Here is a 16,019-nt window from a genome sequence, read left to right as displayed (position 1 = left end):
GAAAAGCTCCTAAGCTTCAGCTCACGAAGACCGTACCGTAAACCGACACAGGTGGGTAGGATGAGAATTCTCAGGCGCTTGAGAGAACTCGGGTGAAGGAACTAGGCAACATGGCACCGTAACTTCGGGAGAAGGTGCACCCTTTTTGGTGGCTCATGCGAGCTATAGCTGAAGAGGGTCGCAGAAACCAGGCCGCTGCGACTGTTTATCAAAAACACAGCACTCTGCAAACACGAAAGTGGACGTATAGGGTGTGACGCCTGCCCGGTGCTGGAAGGTTAATTGATGGGGTCAGCCGCAAGGCGAAGCTCTTGATCGAAGCCCCAGTAAACGGCGGCCGTAACTATAACGGTCCTAAGGTAGCGAAATTCCTTGTCGGGTAAGTTCCGACCTGCACGAATGGCGTAACGACAGCGGCGCTGTCTCCACCCGAGACTCAGTGAAATTGAAATCGCTGTGAAGATGCAGCGTTCCCGTGGCAAGACGGAAAGACCCCGTGAACCTTTACTATAGCTTTACACTGAACGTTGAGTTCGTCTGTGTAGGATAGGTGGGAGGCTATGAAACTGTGGCGCTAGCTGCAGTGGAGCCATCCTTGAAATACCACCCTGTCGTGCTTGACGTTCTAACCTAGATCCGTTATCCGGATCAGGGACCGTGTATGGTGGGTAGTTTGACTGGGGCGGTCTCCTCCTAAAGAGTAACGGAGGAGCACGAAGGTACGCTCAGCGCGGTCGGACATCGCGCACTGTGTGCAAAGGCATAAGCGTGCTTGACTGCAAGATCGACGGATCAAGCAGGTACGAAAGTAGGTCTTAGTGATCCGGTGGTTCTGTATGGAAGGGCCATCGCTCAACGGATAAAAGGTACTCCGGGGATAACAGGCTGATACCGCCCAAGAGTTCATATCGACGGCGGTGTTTGGCACCTCGATGTCGGCTCATCACATCCTGGGGCTGTAGTCGGTCCCAAGGGTATGGCTGTTCGCCATTTAAAGTGGTACGCGAGCTGGGTTCAGAACGTCGTGAGACAGTTCGGTCCCTATCTGCCATGGGCGTTGGAAGTTTGAGAGGGGCTGCTCCTAGTACGAGAGGACCGGAGTGGACGAACCTCTGGTGTTCCGGTTGTCACGCCAGTGGCATTGCCGGGTAGCTATGTTCGGAAGCGATAACCGCTGAAAGCATCTAAGCGGGAAGCGCGCCTCAAGATGAGACTTCCCGGGGCACAAGCCCCCTAAAGGAACCATATAGACTATGTGGTTGATAGGTCAGGTGTGTAAGTACAGCAATGTATTGAGCTAACTGATACTAATGATCCGTGCGGCTTGACCATATAACCTCAAGTTGCCTTGGTCCCAACGAACGTTGGTAGATCATCAAACGCAAGCTACGTCACAAGTTAACTATGCGAGGCTGAGCGCCGTAGGTGCTTCCACACGCAAACGCTTGCACACCCGTGCTCACGTTTGAGGAAGCAGCAACTGGCGACGCTCCAACCGTCTCCCTGGTGAAATTAGCGCTGTGGAACCACCCGATCCCATCCCGAACTCGGAAGTGAAACGCAGCTGCGCCGATGGTAGTGTGGCTCAAGCCATGCGAGAGTAGGTCATCGCCAGGGGCTTTACCCGAAACCCTCTATCCGAAAGGATGGAGGGTTTCTTTTTGCCTGACATGCGGCTACACCAATCTCAACACCGTCGCAGCCAGCCGCTGCCTCGCCTCGTTGCAGGTGCTCCGGTACCCAGCAGCAAGGCCACTTCCTGCCAGGCAGGAGCTTGCGGCCGCTGGCCGGTTGCGCCATCGCATGTCGCACCGCCATCGCGTCGCCGTCGCAGTTGCCACCAAGCCTTGCCGCGGCTTCCCTAAAGGTGGCAATACGACGAGATGGCGGATGAGCGGGCCACAGCGTCCTTGATGGGCTGTAAACACGTCGAGGTGTCGTAAGCGTCAACTCTTCCACATGCCGCTGCGCTCCCTTATTCAAGGCATCAGGGCCGTCAGTACGTTGATTGTGATGTCTTCTGACTCACACGAATGTGGGTTACTGCTAGCTCTCAACATCCAGCAAATGGAAAGTCACCAGCGCCAGCGTTGCGCGGCAATGACTTATTAGGCTTTGCGTTACGACAGTACCGATACCCAAACAGCTTGCCTTATTGGCATGTGGATGCAACAAAAACCCCGCCTTAGCGGGGTTTTGCTTATCAGCACCATTGCACCCGTCGAACAGATGTTCAGTCGCCCAGGGTCAGTAGCGAGGCGTTGCCGCCTGCTGCGGTGGTATTGACGGTGACGACCTTCTCGGTGGCAAACCGCAGCAAGTAGTGCGGGCCGCCGGCTTTCGGGCCGGTGCCGGACAGGCCTTGGCCGCCGAACGGTTGGACGCCGACGACGGCACCAATCTGATTGCGGTTGACATAGACGTTGCCAACCGCGACGCGCGATGTAATACGGTCGATGGTTTCATCGATGCGCGAATGGACACCCATCGTCAAGCCGTAGCCTGTCGCGTTGATCTGCTCGATGACAGCGTCGAGTTGGTCCGCTTTCCAGCGGATGACATGCAGGACCGGGCCAAACACCTCGCGTTGCAGCTGGCCTAGCGACGTCAGCTCATAGGCGCGGGGGGCGAAGAAGCTGCCATGCGCGATACTGTCATCCAGCTTGGTACTTCCGATCAAGCGCGCTTCGCGATCCATTCGTGCTGCGTGATCGTCCAGGATCTTGAGAGCATCTGCATCGATTACCGGGCCTACGTCGGTGGAGAGCAGACCGGGGTCGCCGATCTTCAGCTCGCCCATCGCACCGGCAAGCATGGTCATGACCTTGTCGGCGATGTCGTCCTGGACGAACAGCACACGTGCCGCCGAGCAGCGCTGTCCGGCGGAGATAAAAGCGCTGGAAATTGCATCCTTCACTACCGCTTCGGGCAGCGACGACGAGTCGGCGATAAAAGCATTCTGGCCACCGGTTTCGGCGATCAACACGCCGATCGCGGCATCACGCAAGGCAAGCGTGCGGTTGATGGTACGTGCGGTTTCGGTGGAACCGGTAAACGCCACGCCCGCCACGCGCGGATCGTTGGTCAGTGCAGCGCCCACGGTAGCGCCATCGCCGGGCAGGAATTGCACAACAGCCTCCGGGATGCCGGCCTCGTGCAGCAGCTTCACCGCGGCGTAGCCGATCAGATTGGTCTGCTCGGCGGGCTTAGCAATCACACTGTCACCGGCAGCGAGCGCGGCGGCGACCTGACCAAGGAAGATCGCAAGCGGAAAATTCCATGGACTGATGCAGACGAACACGCCACGACCGTGCAATTGCAGTTCGTTGGACTCGCCGGTCGGCCCCGGCAGGCGCTCGGGTGCGCCGAATTGCGCGCGCCCCTGGCCTGCGTAATAACGCAGGAAATCCACCGCCTCGCGCACTTCGGCCACGGCGTCGGGCAGCGTCTTGCCGGCTTCCTTGACGCAAATCGCCATGAACTCAGGCATGCGTGCTTCGAGCAGGTCGGCGGCGTGTTCCAAGATGGTGGCGCGGCTTGCCGCCGGGGTGCGGTTCCAGCCCGGCTGGGCCGCAGCTGCCGAAGCAAGCGCCTTTTGCACCGTCGTGGGATCGGCTGGCTGCCAATGTCCGACCGTCTCGCGGCGATCTGCCGGGTTCAGGACTGCTTCGCTCGGCGTGCTGATCACCGCGCCGGGTACCAGCGGCGCTGCCTTCCACGGTTTGACGGCAGCATTGAGTTGCTCGGCCAGGTGCCGCAAATCGTTGTCGTTGGCGAGATTGGCGCCCATGGAGTTCTTCCTGTTCTGGTTCTGGCTGCGCAACAGGTCGGTCGGCAGCGGGATCTTGGGATGCGGGATGGAAGCAAACGACGACACCGCTTCGACCGGATCGCGGATCAGGTCTTCGATGGCGACGTCCTCATCGGTGATGCGATTGACGAAGCTGGAGTTGGCGCCGTTTTCGAGCAGGCGACGCACTAGGTAGGGCAGCAGATCTTCATGCGAGCCGACCGGTGCATACACGCGGCATGGCAACCCTAGACGATCGGCAGGAATTACCTCGGCATACAGGTCATCGCCCATGCCGTGCAGTTTTTGATGCTCGTACGTCTTTCCTGCAGAGATGGCACGTACCGCGGCAATGGTCTGCGCGTTGTGGGTAGCGAACATCGGATACAGCGCATCGCTGTGCGCAAACATGCGTCGAGCGCAGGCCAGGTAGGACACATCGGTGTTCTGTTTGCGCGTAAACACCGGATAGCCAGGGTGACCTTCGATCTGCGCGCGCTTGATCTCTGCATCCCAATACGCGCCCTTGACCAAGCGCACCGGGATACGTCGGCCGACGCGCCGCGCCAGATCGGCCAGGAAGTCGATCGTGTAAGGCGTGCGCTTCTGATACGCCTGCACTGCCAAGCCATAGCCTTCCCAACCATCGAGCGACGGGTCGGAGAAGGTCGCTTCGATGATGTCCAGCGACAGCTCCAACCGGTCGGCCTCTTCGGCATCGACGGTGTAACCAATGCCGTACGACTTGGCCAGCTGCGCGAGCTCCAGCACGCCAGGTACAAGTTCGGCCATCACGCGTGCTCGCTTGGCGTGTTCGTAGCGCGGATACAACGCGGAGAGTTTGATCGAAATGCTCGGCGCTGCGAATACGTCGGTGCCAACGAAACTACCGCTGCGGCCGATCGCATGGATGGCATCGCGGTACGCCTGCAGATAGCGCTGCGCGTCCTTCATGGTCAACGCGCCTTCGCCGAGCATGTCGAACGAATAGCGATAGTCGGCATTGTCGCCTTTGCGCGAACGCGACAATGCTTCGCCGATGGTGCGGCCCATGACGAACTGATGGCCCATGATCTTCATCGCCTGGCGCACGGCCAGACGAATCACTGGCTCGCCCACGCGGCCGATCAGGCGTTTGAAGGCACCGGGCACATCCGCGCGGGTGAGGTCGTTGAGTTGCACCAGCCTGCCGGTGAGCATCAGGCCCCAGGTCGATGCGTTGACCAGCACCGAGTCGCTGCCGCCCATGTGCTTTTTCCAGTCCGCATCGCCGAGCTTGTCGCGGATCAGCTTGTCAGCGGTGTCCTGGTCAGGAATGCGCAGCAACGCCTCGGCCACGCACATCAGCAGTACGCCCTCCTCGCTTCCCAGATCGTACTGGCGCATGAAGGCTTCGATCGCGCCCTGATCCTGTGCCCGTGCACGCACGCGGGCCACCAAGTCGGCAGCAAGCGCCTGCACTTTGGCCTGCTCTGCGGCCGGCAGGCGCGCCTGGTCCAGCAATTCGTGTACATGCTCGGCCTCGTCCTTGAGCCAGGCAGCGGTGATGGCAGCGCGCAATGCACCGGGCGCGACCGGGAGTTCGGGCGCGAGCAATGAGCGCGCAGCGGGGGTGGAGGCAAGCGAGTCGAGTTGAGCGTTCATGCGAAAGGTGCCTGGGAATCCTCGCGTATTTTAGAGAGCGGGAGTCCCCGCACACTTGTGTGGATACGGCAGCTTTACTGCCGTTTTGTGCAGGTGGGCCGAGCGGGTGATGGTGAAAGCATTCGAGGACGCGCGCGCGGTTGGCCATCTCGGGTGAAGTATTTGATTTCCACGCATTTTTAGCTGCACTGCAGCAAATTTTTGATCGGCGGAAATGCTTGCTGCATGCGTTCGCACGGGTCTACCATCGGGCTGTTCCCGCAGTGCGCTGCGTGTTGCCAATGATCGAAGTGCTGCCGTTGATGTCCGAAGGGGTCGGGACGCAATTGCGGTTGCAGCCTCCGCGGGCGCTGTCGGCCAGGCAGTTCGTGTTGTTGTTTGCAGTCCTTGCGGGAACGATGTGGTTATTTGCGGGCCTGGGGTGGTGGACCGGCAATGCATTCGCGCCGGTATTCGCCCTGTTGCACAGTGGTGTGGTGGCGCTGGCGCTACGGCAGTTATGGCGAAGTGGCGAGCGCGAAGAAGCGATCCGGGTCGGGGAGACCGCCGTTGAGGTGTTTCCGTCCGGGCACGCGCCACCAGCGTTTCAGGCACATCCGCATTGGGTGCGGCTATGCATGGAACGCGACGACAGGGTGCTGTTGGTGAGCAGTGGCAGGCAGATCGAGATTGGGAGTTTTCTCGGGCCGGCCGAACGTGTGGAACTGGCAGATACGCTAAAACGCTTGCTCGCGGCCGCCAATGGCCGTCACCGATGACGTAAGGGTCTAGGCAATGACGCAACGCAGCAGCTGGAATTCGACGTACACAAGATTGGGCCTGGCGATGGCAGCGCTGGTCGGCGCCCCCGCCGTGTGGGCGCAATCGGCCGATCCCAAGGAATGGCAGCTCAATATGGGCCGCGGCGTCACCCAGACTGCGCGCATGGCCTACGAGGCGCACATGGTGGCGCTGTGGGTCTGCGTGGTGATCGGTGCGCTGGTCTTCGGGGCGATGGGCTATGCGATTTTCAAGTTCCGCAAGTCCAAGGGCGCCGTGGCTGCACAGTTCAGCCACAACACGCGTGCCGAAGTGCTGTGGACGGTAATTCCGGTGTTGGTGCTGATTGCGATGGCATGGCCGGCGACGGCCAAGCTGATTGCGATGTACGACACCCGTGAGTCGGAAATGACCGTCAAGGTGACCGGGTACCAATGGATGTGGAAGTACGAATATCTGGGTCAGGGGGTAGAGTTCACCAGTCGCCTGGCGCGCGAATCGGACCGCATCCGGCAGAGCGGTGAACGTCCTACTGCTGCATCGCAACCGCATTATCTGCTCGATGTCGATAATCGCCTGGTACTGCCGGTCAATACCAAGATCCGTTTCGTGATCACCGCCGACGACGTCATCCACGCGTGGTGGGTGCCTGCACTGGGTTGGAAGCAGGACGCCATCCCGGGCATCGTCAACGAGGCGTGGACCAATATCGAGCAGCCGGGTGTGTACCGGGGACAGTGCGCGGAACTGTGCGGCAAGGATCATGGCTTCATGCCCATCGTGGTCGAAGCACTGCCCAAGGCCGAGTTCCAGCGTTGGTTGGCGTCGCGTCGAAGCAGTGCAGGTACCGCGCCCACGGCAGCGCCTCCGGCACCTGCGGCACCAGCGACAGCACCCACCGGTGAGGCTGCGCCTGCAGCGTCACCTACCCCGGCAGCACAACCTGCCGCGCCGACCGCCGCTCTCTAACACCGCTCGCAACCGTACCGCTTCGCAGAGGTCGTTCCGTCATGGCGCATACCGCAGTCGATCACCACGGACACCACCAGCCCGGCTTTGTCGAGCGCTGGTTCTTTTCGACCAATCACAAGGACATCGGCACGCTGTATCTGCTGTTCTCCTTCGTGATGTTCATCATTGGCGCGGCGATGAGCGTGGTGATCCGCGCTGAACTCATGCAGCCGGGGCTGCAGTTCGTCAAGCCCGAATTCTTCAACCAGATGACCACCGTGCATGCGCTGGTGATGATTTTCGGTGGGGTGATGCCGGCCTTTGTGGGTCTGGCGAACTGGATGATTCCGCTGCAGATCGGCGCGCCGGACATGGCGCTGCCGCGCATGAACAACTGGTCGTTCTGGTTGCTGCCGGTTGCCTTCACCTTGTTGTTGCTGACGTTGTTCCTGCCCGGAGGCGCGCCGGCCGGTGGCTGGACGCTGTATCCGCCGCTGTCGCTGCAGGGCGGTTACAACGTGGCCTTTAGCGTGTTTGCGATTCACGTGGCTGGCGTCAGTTCGATCATGGGCGCGATCAATATCATCGCCACCGTGCTCAACATGCGCGCGCCCGGCATCGATCTGCTCAAGATGCCGATCTTCTGCTGGGCCTGGCTGATCACCGCGTTCCTCTTGATCGCGGTGATGCCGGTGCTCGCCGGTGCGGTCACGATGTTGCTGACCGACAAGTTCTTCGGCACCAGCTTCTTCAACGCGGCCGGCGGTGGCGACCCGGTGATGTACCAGCATATCTTCTGGTTCTTCGGGCACCCGGAGGTCTACATCATGATCCTGCCGGCATTCGGCGTGGTCAGTGAAATCATTCCCACCTTCAGCCGCAAGCCGTTGTTCGGCTATCAGGCGATGGTCTATGCGATCGCGGCAATCGCGTTCTTGAGCTTCATCGTATGGGCGCACCACATGTTTACCGTGGGCATGCCGCTCGGTGGTGAAATCTATTTCATGTTCGCCACGATGTTGATCTCCATCCCGACCGGGGTGAAAGTCTTCAACTGGGTCAGCACGATGTGGAAGGGCTCGCTGACGTTCGAATCACCGATGCTGTGGGCTGTGGCATTCGTGATTCTTTTCAGTATCGGTGGTTTTTCCGGTCTGATGCTGGCAATCGTGCCGGCGGACTTCCAGTATCACGATACTTATTTTGTGGTGGCGCATTTCCATTACGTGCTGGTCACCGGTGCGGTGTTTGCGTTGATTGCAGCGGTCTATTACTGGTGGCCCAAATGGACCGGGCGGATGTACAACGAGGCCTGGGCCAAGTTCCATTTCTGGTGGACGATGATCTTCGTCAATCTGTTGTTCTTCCCGCAGCACTTCCTCGGCCTGGCCGGTATGCCGCGGCGCATCCCCGATTACAACGTTGTGTTTGCCGACTGGAACCTGGTCAGCTCGATCGGTGCGTTCGGCATGTTTGCCACGCCCTTCCTGATGGCCGCCATTCTGTTGGCATCGCTGCGCGGTGGCGCCCGTGCCGATGCGCGTGCCTGGGAAGGTGCAAAGGGGCTGGAGTGGACGGTGCCGTCGCCGGCGCCTGCGCATACCTTTACCGTGCCGCCGGTCATCAAGCCTGGAGATCTTGCCCATGAAGACATCGGCCACTGAGTCGGCGTCGGAGCCGGCGGTGACGCGTCTGCTCTCCGCTGCCGAGCGACAGGCGCAGCAGCGCCGTGCGGTACGCCGCACGGCAATCACGGTGGGAATCATTGCGCTGCTGATCTATGCCGGCTTCATTGCCTCGGGCGTTATCGGCCGATGACTGCGCGCGCGCCCACGCATGCGCCGACTGCTGGCTTGTTCAAGCTGCTGGGCGTGGTGCTGGGCGTCTTCGTGTTGACCTTTTCGCTGGTGCCGCTGTACCGCATTGCGTGCGAAAAAGTCTTCGGGATCCGCATGGAGCGCGCACCGGGCAGCGCCCGCGAAGGTGCGTCCAATGCGGTGGGCGGTGGTAAACGCACGGTGCGCGTCGAATTCGATGCCGGGGTCAATTCGAAATTGCCGTGGACCTTCCATCCTGAGCAGATGACGATGGACGTGGTGCCAGGCGAGCTCAATGAGGCGCTGTATTTCGCGCGTAACGACAGCAAGCGCGCGGTGGTAGGAAGCGCCGTGCCATCGGTTGCGCCGGCGCGTGCGTCGGGCTATTTCAACAAGACCGAATGTTTCTGTTTCACCGCGCAGACGCTGCAGGCCGGGGAGACGCGCGACATGCCGCTGCGTTTCATCGTGGACCCTGCATTGCCCGCGGAAGTCACCACGATCACCTTGTCCTACACGTTTTATCGCAACGACGCGCTGACTTCGGAACTGCAGGGCGGGGGCGTGTCCGGCACGCCACGCGCGGCGCCATAACCTTCATCCACCCGTACCACGACACGGAAGCAACGCCATGGCCGATCACAGTCCCAACGCCGATGCGTATTTCGTCCCGACACAAAGCAAATGGCCCTTCGTCGGGTCGATTGCGATGTTCGTGATGATGATTGGCGTGGCCAGTTGGCTCAACGACGCGGCATGGGGGCGCTGGACATTCTTTGCCGGCATGGCGATGTTGCTGGCGACCTTGTTCATGTGGTTTGGAGACGTCATTCGCGAGTCCAACGCCGGCAACTACAACCGCCAGGTAGACGGTTCGTTCCGCATGGGGATGGTGTGGTTCATTTTTTCCGAGGTGATGTTTTTTGGAGCGTTCTTCGGTGCGCTGTTCTACACGCGCGTACTGACACTGCCCTGGCTGGGCGGCGAAGGCGATGGCGTGATGACCAACGAACTGCTGTGGAACGGCTATTCCGCCGCCTGGCCGACCAACGGCCCGGGAACGATCGGCGGGCAATTCCAGACCATTCCGGCCTGGGGATTGCCGCTGATCAATACGCTGATCCTGCTCAGCTCCGGTGTGACGCTGACCATTGCCCACCACGCGCTGAAGGGAGGCCGCCGCGGCGCGCTGCTGTTATGGCTCGGGTTGACCGTATTGCTGGGTTGCGTGTTTTTGTTCCTGCAGGCGGAGGAGTACATCCACGCCTATACCGAACTCAATCTCACCCTGGGCTCGGGCATCTACGGCTCCACGTTCTTCATGCTCACCGGCTTCCACGGCATGCATGTGCTGCTGGGCACGATCATGCTGGCAGTGATGTGGCTACGCTCGGCGAAGGGCCACTTCAGCCGCGACAACCACTTCGCGTTCGAAGCGGCCGCGTGGTATTGGCACTTTGTCGATGTCGTCTGGCTGGCACTTTTCCTGTTCGTGTATGTGCTTTGAGGGCAGGGGTTCGGGATTGGTGATTTGCAAAAAAAAGTGTTCCGTTTTTGCTCTTGCCAATCCCTAATGTCGAATCTCAAATCCCGCCAGCCGCGTCAGCGGCCGATGCCATGCGGCTTGATCCAGCCGGTGTAGATGCCGATGATCACGATGGCGATCAACGCGACTGACAATCCAATGCGCCAGGTCAGTGCGTTGACGGTGCGTTTGGTCTGGCCGCGGTCGGTGAGCAGGTAGTAGAGGCCGGCCCCCAGGTTCCACAGGATCACGATCAGGAAGGCGACAATCAGCAGCGTCTTGAGCGAATCGTTCACAGCAGCCCCGGTGGTCGTCGGCGTGGTGGTCCAGGCATTGCACGCTTTTTTGCGTCGCTTGTCATGACGCGCAAGCACACGGCGATCTTGGGGTGGGGGCTGGCCGTGCTGGTGAGCGCGGGGTTCGTTGCGCTTGGGCAATGGCAGCTGCAGCGCATGCACGGCAAGCAAGCATTGCTTGAACGCGCAGCGCACGTGCGTGAGACACCGTTGACCTTGGCACAGGCACTCGCCGCGCAGCAGGAGCTGGCATGGGTGAGCGGACGCGTGCAGTTCCTGCCGCAGCAGGTGCTGCTGGACAACCAGTTGCACGCCGGGCGAGCCGGTGTGCGTATCTACCAGCTTGCCGCCGCGCAGGGCACATCGCGCACATTGCTGGTCGATCTGGGCTGGGTGCCGCTGCCGGCGAATCGGCAATTGCCAGCCATCGCTGCGCTCAAAGGTGCGCGTGATCTGCGAGGGCTGCTGAGCGCGCCGCCGTCGTCCGGCCTGGCGATCGGGCCGGCGCTGGCGCCCGCTGTTACGCCCAACACCTGGTTGGCGACACGGCTTGACGCGCAGGCGCTGCGCAGCACGCTGAAAAGGCGCGACATTTCGTCGCAGGTATTACGCCTGGATCCAGCCATGCCGGTCGGTTATGCGCGCGATCTGGAGATGCTGCCGAATACGCTGCCGCCCGCGCGGCACTTGGGTTACGCGGTGCAATGGTTCGGCCTTGCCGCGGCGGTGCTGACCACGGCGACGCTGCTGACGTGGCGTGCGCGGCGCCGTCGGCAGCGCGGGCACTGACCGGCGCGGCATGAGAAAATCGCCGGCATGACCTCTCCTACATCGGCCACGCCGCACTCGGTCACCCGCGGCCGCAGGATGCTGATTGCCCTGGCAGCGCTGTTCTTCGGCTCGATGTTGCTGGCCGGCGTCCTGCGCTTCTCCGGCTGGCAGCCGGCGTCGATGCGCAACAACGGACAATTGCTCAATCCGCCCGCCGACCTGCGTGCGCTGGTGCCGGTGCGCGCGGACGGGAAACCGTACGCATGGGCGCCTGGCGAGCGCATCTGGCGGATTACGCTGGCGCCGCCGGCAGGTTGCGCCCAGCAATGCGTGGCATTGGCCGCGGAACTGGACAAGGTCTGGCAGCTGCTGGGGCATCGCGCCGACAAGGTGGAGGTGCTGTGGATCGGCACGCCGCCGGCCGGCCTGCCGCCGATGCCGGCCTTGCGCGTGCTGCGCGACGATGCCGCGCTGCGGAGCGCATTGCCGCGTAGCAACGATGCCGCCGGCGTGCCGGTGTATGTGATCGACCCCAACGGCTTCGTGATCCTCCGCTATGCCCCGGGTTTCGACCCGGCCGGCTTGCGCGCGGATCTGGTCAAGCTGCTGAAATTGATGTGAGCCTGTTCCGATGAATCTGTTTGCACCACCGGCATTGTTCCGCCACTTCCACCGCATGGCCTGGCTGGCGGCGCTGTTCACGGCGAGCACGATCCTGTTCGGGTCGTTCGTGCGCCTGTCCGACGCAGGCATGAGCTGCCCGGACTGGCCGACCTGCTACGGCCGCGTGACCTGGCCGCAGACCACCGACGAAGCCAACACGCACGTGGCCAGCAAGATCCGCCCGCTGGAATCGCACAAGGCCTGGCGCGAGCAGGTGCACCGCTTCCTGGCTGGCGCGCTGGGCGTGGAAGTGCTGGTGCTGTCGCTACTGGCCGCGCGTCGCCGTCGCATGGGTATTGCGCAGGTGGTGTCGGCCGCGGCGCTGGTGGCGCTCTCGATCCCCCTGTACATGTCCGGCTGGCACACGCTGGCGATGGGTGTGGCAGTCGCAGGCGAGGCGATCCTGCTGCTGGCCGCGCTGCGCTGGAGCAATATCGATCTGGCGCGCGCCGGCGTGCTGACGCTGGCGGTGGTGATCTTCCAGGCGCTGCTGGGCATGTGGACGGTGACGCTGCTGCTCAAACCTATCGTAGTGATGGGCCATCTGCTCGGCGGCATGCTGATGTTTTCGCTGCTGGTGTGGATGGCGTGGCGTGCGACCCACCTGCCGATCACGCTGGCCGACGCCTCGCGGCTGAAGTGGCTGCTGCGCCTGGGCGTGGCGGTGCTGGGCCTGCAGATCGCGCTGGGCGGCTGGGTCAGCGCCAATTACGCGGCGCTGGCCTGCGGCGGCGGCAGCTGGTCTGCGGACAACTTCCCGCGTTGCGTCAGCCAGTGGTGGCCGACGCATGATTTCCGCGAAGGCTTCACGCTGTGGCGCGGTATCGGTGTGGATTACGAAGGCGGCGTGCTCGATGGCGCAGCGCGTATCGCCATCCAGATGGCGCATCGGTTGTGGGCGATCGCGACCGCGCTGTACCTGTGGTGGCTGGCGTGGCGGTTGTCGCGTTCGCCCGGGATGCGGGTGTGGGCGAGCGCGCTGGCGGTGCTGGTGGCGGTGCAGGTGACGCTGGGCATGCTCAACGTCAAGCTGGCCTTGCCGCTGGAAGTGTCGGTGCTGCATAACGGGGGCGCGGTGGCCCTGCTGTTTGTGCTGGTGTCGCTATTGGCGCGGTTGCGCGCGCCGGAGTGAGCATGGCTGTCAGCGCACGCGATTATTGGGATCTGACCAAACCGAAGGTGGTGGCACTGATCGTGTTCACCGCGCTGGTGGGCATGTTCCTGGCCATTCCCGGCGTGCCCACCTGGGCGCAGGTGCGCGCGGGCATCCTGGGTTTTGTGGGGATCTGGTTGGCCGCCTCGGCGGCGGCGGCGATCAATCAATTGCTCGATGCCAAGATCGACGCGCAGATGGCGCGCACGTCCTGGCGTCCGTTGGTGGTGGGCAAGGTACGACCGTGGCAGGTGATGGTCTTTGCCAGCGTGTTGATCGCGATCTCCATGACCATGCTGGTGGTCTGGGTGAACGTCATCACCGCGGTGCTGACCTTCGCCTCGATGATCGGCTATGCGGTGATCTACACCGTCTACCTGAAACGGGCGACCTCGCAGAACATCGTGATCGGTGGGCTGGCCGGCGCCACGCCGCCGATGCTGGGCTGGGCGGCGGTGACCGGTCTGCCGACCACGGCCGATTGGATCAATGCTTCGATCCTGGTGCTGATCATCTTCATCTGGACGCCGCCGCATTTCTGGGCCTTGGCGATCTTCCGGCGCGCCGACTACGCCAAGGCAGCAATCCCGATGTTGCCGGTGACCCACGGTGTGCCACATACGCGCAAGCAGATCCTCATCTACACGATCGTGCTGGCCATCGTGACGCTGCTGCCGGTGGCAGTAGGCATGAGCGGAGTGTTTTATCTGGGCGGCGCGGTGGTACTCAACGCGGTGTTCCTCTGGTATGCATGGCGCATGCTGGACCCGCCGGACGAACTGTTTTCGATGAAGATGTTCGGCTATTCCATCGTGTATCTGATGGCGCTGTTCGCCTTCTTGATGGTCGATCACCTGCTGTTGCCCTGGGTGCGCTAACACCAGGCGCCCTTATCGGCGAGCCGCGTCGCGCGCGTGCCCGCCATGGCGATGATTCCTAGCCTAGCCAGGTGAGGCAGACGGTCTTGGTGCCGCATAGGGTCTGCGCTTTCTGCTGCAGGCGCCTAAGCATCGCGCTGCCTTGGGCAGGGTGTTGCTTGCTCCAGGTTTGCAGTGCGGCAGCCACTGGTTCGAAGTGGCCGCGATTGTCCTGCAGGTAGCCATCGGTCTGGCGCGCCAGATCGCCTATCACCTGGGTCGCCAGCGTCTCGATGCCTGCAGCATCGTCTGGACCAAGCCGGATCAGGGCCTCCAGATAGGTCATGCCTCGATAGACGATGGTTCCCTCGCTGCCGGGGGTTTCGTAGGCCTTCTTGTACCAGGACAGCGCGGTTTTGCTGTCACCTCGGTCTTCGGCCAGGTGGCCGAGGTATGGCATGTAGTAAGACGGCGTCTTGGTGCGCGCCAACTCTGCCATCAGCAATTGTTCTGCGCCACCGTTGTCGCCGACGTCGACCAACAGATACATGGCACTGGAGATGGTGGACTGGCGCTCCTCGGCGGTCTTGGCCGCGGTCACGGCCCACTGCACGCGTTGATGCACCGTCTCGACCACGGAGGGCGGCAATGGCGGCTGCGGTTTCTTTCCGTTGGCCTCACTCGTCTGCCCCTGGGCCAGCCGTGCAAGCGCGATCGTCGCAGACGCAGTGCTCAAGCGATCGACAATCGGCAGCGTAGGGTCGGCATAGGCGCGCATCAGCGCTTGATCGAATGTCTGCGACAAGCTGGCCCGCTTGCCTGCATCGGCTGTGGCTGCAGCAACCAGCGTGGCGGCATTGCCGACCAGAACAGGAAGATTGGCCCGGACCTCTGCTGGCTCGGCGAGCACAGCTTGCAGTAACGCGTACGTGGCGGGGTGGGCGACCGGCTTTTGCTTGGCGATGAGTATGGCCAGGAGCTGGAACTGCCGTTGCAACGCCGGCTGTGGTGCTGTTTTGGCCAACGCAGTGAGAACGCGAGGAGCTTGCTTGGCATCGACCAATTGATTGTCCAAAAGCCAACCGTAGTTGGCGAGCAGAGCCCATTCGTCCTGCTTCAGGGCTGCTGGCTGCTTGAGCGCCAGCTGCAGCAATTGTTGGGTACCAACGGTGAGCCGGGTTGCCGTGCGCAGGCCGTCAACGAGTTGCGCAGTGGTGATATCGCCGATCAGGCGGGTGATTTCGCTACCATCCGGCCGCAGCATGATGAGGGTGGGGTATCCCTTGACATTGAAGCGTTCGGCAGCTCCCTGGGCTTCTTCCAGGTCTGCATCGAGGTGCACCGCCACGAACTGCTGGACCTGCGCGATGAACGCCGGATCCTTGAAGGTGGTGGCCTTGAGGCGGTTGCAGGGCGGGCACCACACCGCGCCCCAGTACAGCAGAAGCGGTTTGCCGGTCTTTTTGGCTTCTTCCAGGGCTTTGTCGAGGTTGCCCTCATGCCACCGAACGCTGGTCTGGCGCGGGGCGGTCTCCGCTGCGGGCGTTAAGGATGCCGCGGACGGAGCAGGTTTTTCGCAGGCCGTCAGCGTCGCCAGCACGACAGAAAGCGCAATCAGCGCCGGAGAAGGCGCACGAAACGACATTGTCATGGAAAGCCTTTGCGTGACGGAGGGTGGTCGCACGTCGTCGAGCCGTCGGTGGACGTTCCGCCGCGTACCGCCGGAAGTGTCACTTCCCTGGATCTTGAACGGACCAGACAATGCGAACCGCCGTCACGCCGAACGCATCATC

13 protein-coding genes and 2 rRNA genes (1 of these 15 running past the window's edge) are annotated in these 16,019 nt (G+C 62.0%); 12 read left to right on the top strand and 3 right to left on the bottom strand.

Annotation, left to right across the window (positions count from 1 at the left end; all coding sequences use genetic code 11):
- Both BJD12_RS10310 and rrf read left to right on the top strand, forming a co-directional pair.
- Positions 1–1,332, top strand: a 23S ribosomal RNA gene (locus tag BJD12_RS10310); it begins 1,549 nt to the left of the window's first position.
- A gap of 170 nt (positions 1,333–1,502) precedes the next feature.
- Positions 1,503–1,617: ribosomal RNA gene (gene rrf, locus BJD12_RS10305) — 5S ribosomal RNA — on the top strand.
- 616 nt (positions 1,618–2,233) lie between these two features.
- Here rrf and putA read toward each other — a convergent pair.
- Complete coding sequence (putA, locus tag BJD12_RS10300; RefSeq protein WP_042828706.1) at positions 2,234–5,434, bottom strand: bifunctional proline dehydrogenase/L-glutamate gamma-semialdehyde dehydrogenase PutA; 3,201 nt, start codon at positions 5,432–5,434, stop codon at positions 2,234–2,236.
- Positions 5,435–5,715: 281 nt separating this feature from the next.
- On the opposite strand from putA, the gene BJD12_RS10295 reads away from it, so the two are divergent.
- The 6 genes from BJD12_RS10295 to BJD12_RS10270 are packed head-to-tail and all read left to right on the top strand — an operon-like array spanning position 5,716 to position 10,468.
- On the top strand, positions 5,716–6,192 hold the full coding sequence (locus BJD12_RS10295) for a DUF2244 domain-containing protein (protein ID WP_005996887.1): 477 nt from the start codon (positions 5,716–5,718) through the stop codon (positions 6,190–6,192).
- Between the two features lie 16 nt (positions 6,193–6,208).
- A complete protein-coding gene (coxB, locus tag BJD12_RS10290) occupies positions 6,209–7,162 on the top strand; it encodes a cytochrome c oxidase subunit II (protein ID WP_005996889.1) in 954 nt (317 codons plus the stop codon).
- 41 nt (positions 7,163–7,203) lie between these two features.
- A complete protein-coding gene (ctaD, locus tag BJD12_RS10285; RefSeq protein WP_005996891.1) occupies positions 7,204–8,808 on the top strand; it encodes a cytochrome c oxidase subunit I in 1,605 nt (534 codons plus the stop codon).
- On the top strand, positions 8,789–8,962 hold the full coding sequence (locus BJD12_RS10280; RefSeq protein ID WP_003484652.1) for a hypothetical protein: 174 nt from the start codon (positions 8,789–8,791) through the stop codon (positions 8,960–8,962). The genes ctaD and BJD12_RS10280 overlap by 20 nt, the downstream gene beginning before the upstream one ends.
- On the top strand, positions 8,959–9,555 hold the full coding sequence (locus BJD12_RS10275) for a cytochrome c oxidase assembly protein (RefSeq protein ID WP_005996893.1): 597 nt from the start codon (positions 8,959–8,961) through the stop codon (positions 9,553–9,555). Before BJD12_RS10280 ends, BJD12_RS10275 begins: the two co-directional genes overlap by 4 nt.
- Positions 9,556–9,592: 37 nt before the next feature.
- Positions 9,593–10,468, top strand: coding sequence for a cytochrome c oxidase subunit 3 (locus BJD12_RS10270; RefSeq protein ID WP_005996895.1), 876 nt, complete (start codon positions 9,593–9,595; stop codon positions 10,466–10,468).
- A 95-nt stretch (positions 10,469–10,563) separates the two neighbouring features.
- Here BJD12_RS10270 and BJD12_RS10265 read toward each other — a convergent pair whose 3' ends face one another.
- The gene (locus BJD12_RS10265; RefSeq protein WP_005996896.1) at positions 10,564–10,782 is read right to left on the bottom strand and encodes a twin transmembrane helix small protein; all 219 of its coding nucleotides are present in this window, start codon (positions 10,780–10,782) and stop codon (positions 10,564–10,566) included.
- A 63-nt stretch (positions 10,783–10,845) separates the two neighbouring features.
- Between BJD12_RS10265 and BJD12_RS10260 the strand changes: the two genes are divergently transcribed.
- From BJD12_RS10260 to cyoE, 4 genes are read left to right on the top strand one after another with little or no spacing between them, the layout of a single operon-like run.
- On the top strand, positions 10,846–11,571 hold the full coding sequence (locus BJD12_RS10260; protein WP_005996898.1) for an SURF1 family protein: 726 nt from the start codon (positions 10,846–10,848) through the stop codon (positions 11,569–11,571).
- A 27-nt stretch (positions 11,572–11,598) separates the two neighbouring features.
- Entirely contained in the window at positions 11,599–12,174 is a 576-nt protein-coding gene (locus BJD12_RS10255; protein WP_039428292.1) for a hypothetical protein, read from the top strand.
- Positions 12,175–12,184: 10 nt separating this feature from the next.
- On the top strand, positions 12,185–13,348 hold the full coding sequence (locus tag BJD12_RS10250) for a COX15/CtaA family protein (protein WP_039424022.1): 1,164 nt from the start codon (positions 12,185–12,187) through the stop codon (positions 13,346–13,348).
- Positions 13,349–13,350: 2 nt separating this feature from the next.
- The gene (gene cyoE / locus BJD12_RS10245; protein ID WP_005996904.1) at positions 13,351–14,247 is read left to right on the top strand and encodes a heme o synthase; all 897 of its coding nucleotides are present in this window, start codon (positions 13,351–13,353) and stop codon (positions 14,245–14,247) included.
- A gap of 58 nt (positions 14,248–14,305) precedes the next feature.
- Here cyoE and BJD12_RS10240 read toward each other — a convergent pair whose 3' ends face one another.
- On the bottom strand, positions 14,306–15,877 hold the full coding sequence (locus BJD12_RS10240) for a thioredoxin family protein (protein WP_005996906.1): 1,572 nt from the start codon (positions 15,875–15,877) through the stop codon (positions 14,306–14,308).
- Positions 15,878–16,019: the final 142 nt, after the last annotated feature.

Source organism: Xanthomonas vesicatoria ATCC 35937, assembly GCF_001908725.1.
GTDB lineage: Bacteria > Pseudomonadota > Gammaproteobacteria > Xanthomonadales > Xanthomonadaceae > Xanthomonas > Xanthomonas vesicatoria.
This window is presented reverse-complemented; position numbering and strand designations above follow the sequence as displayed.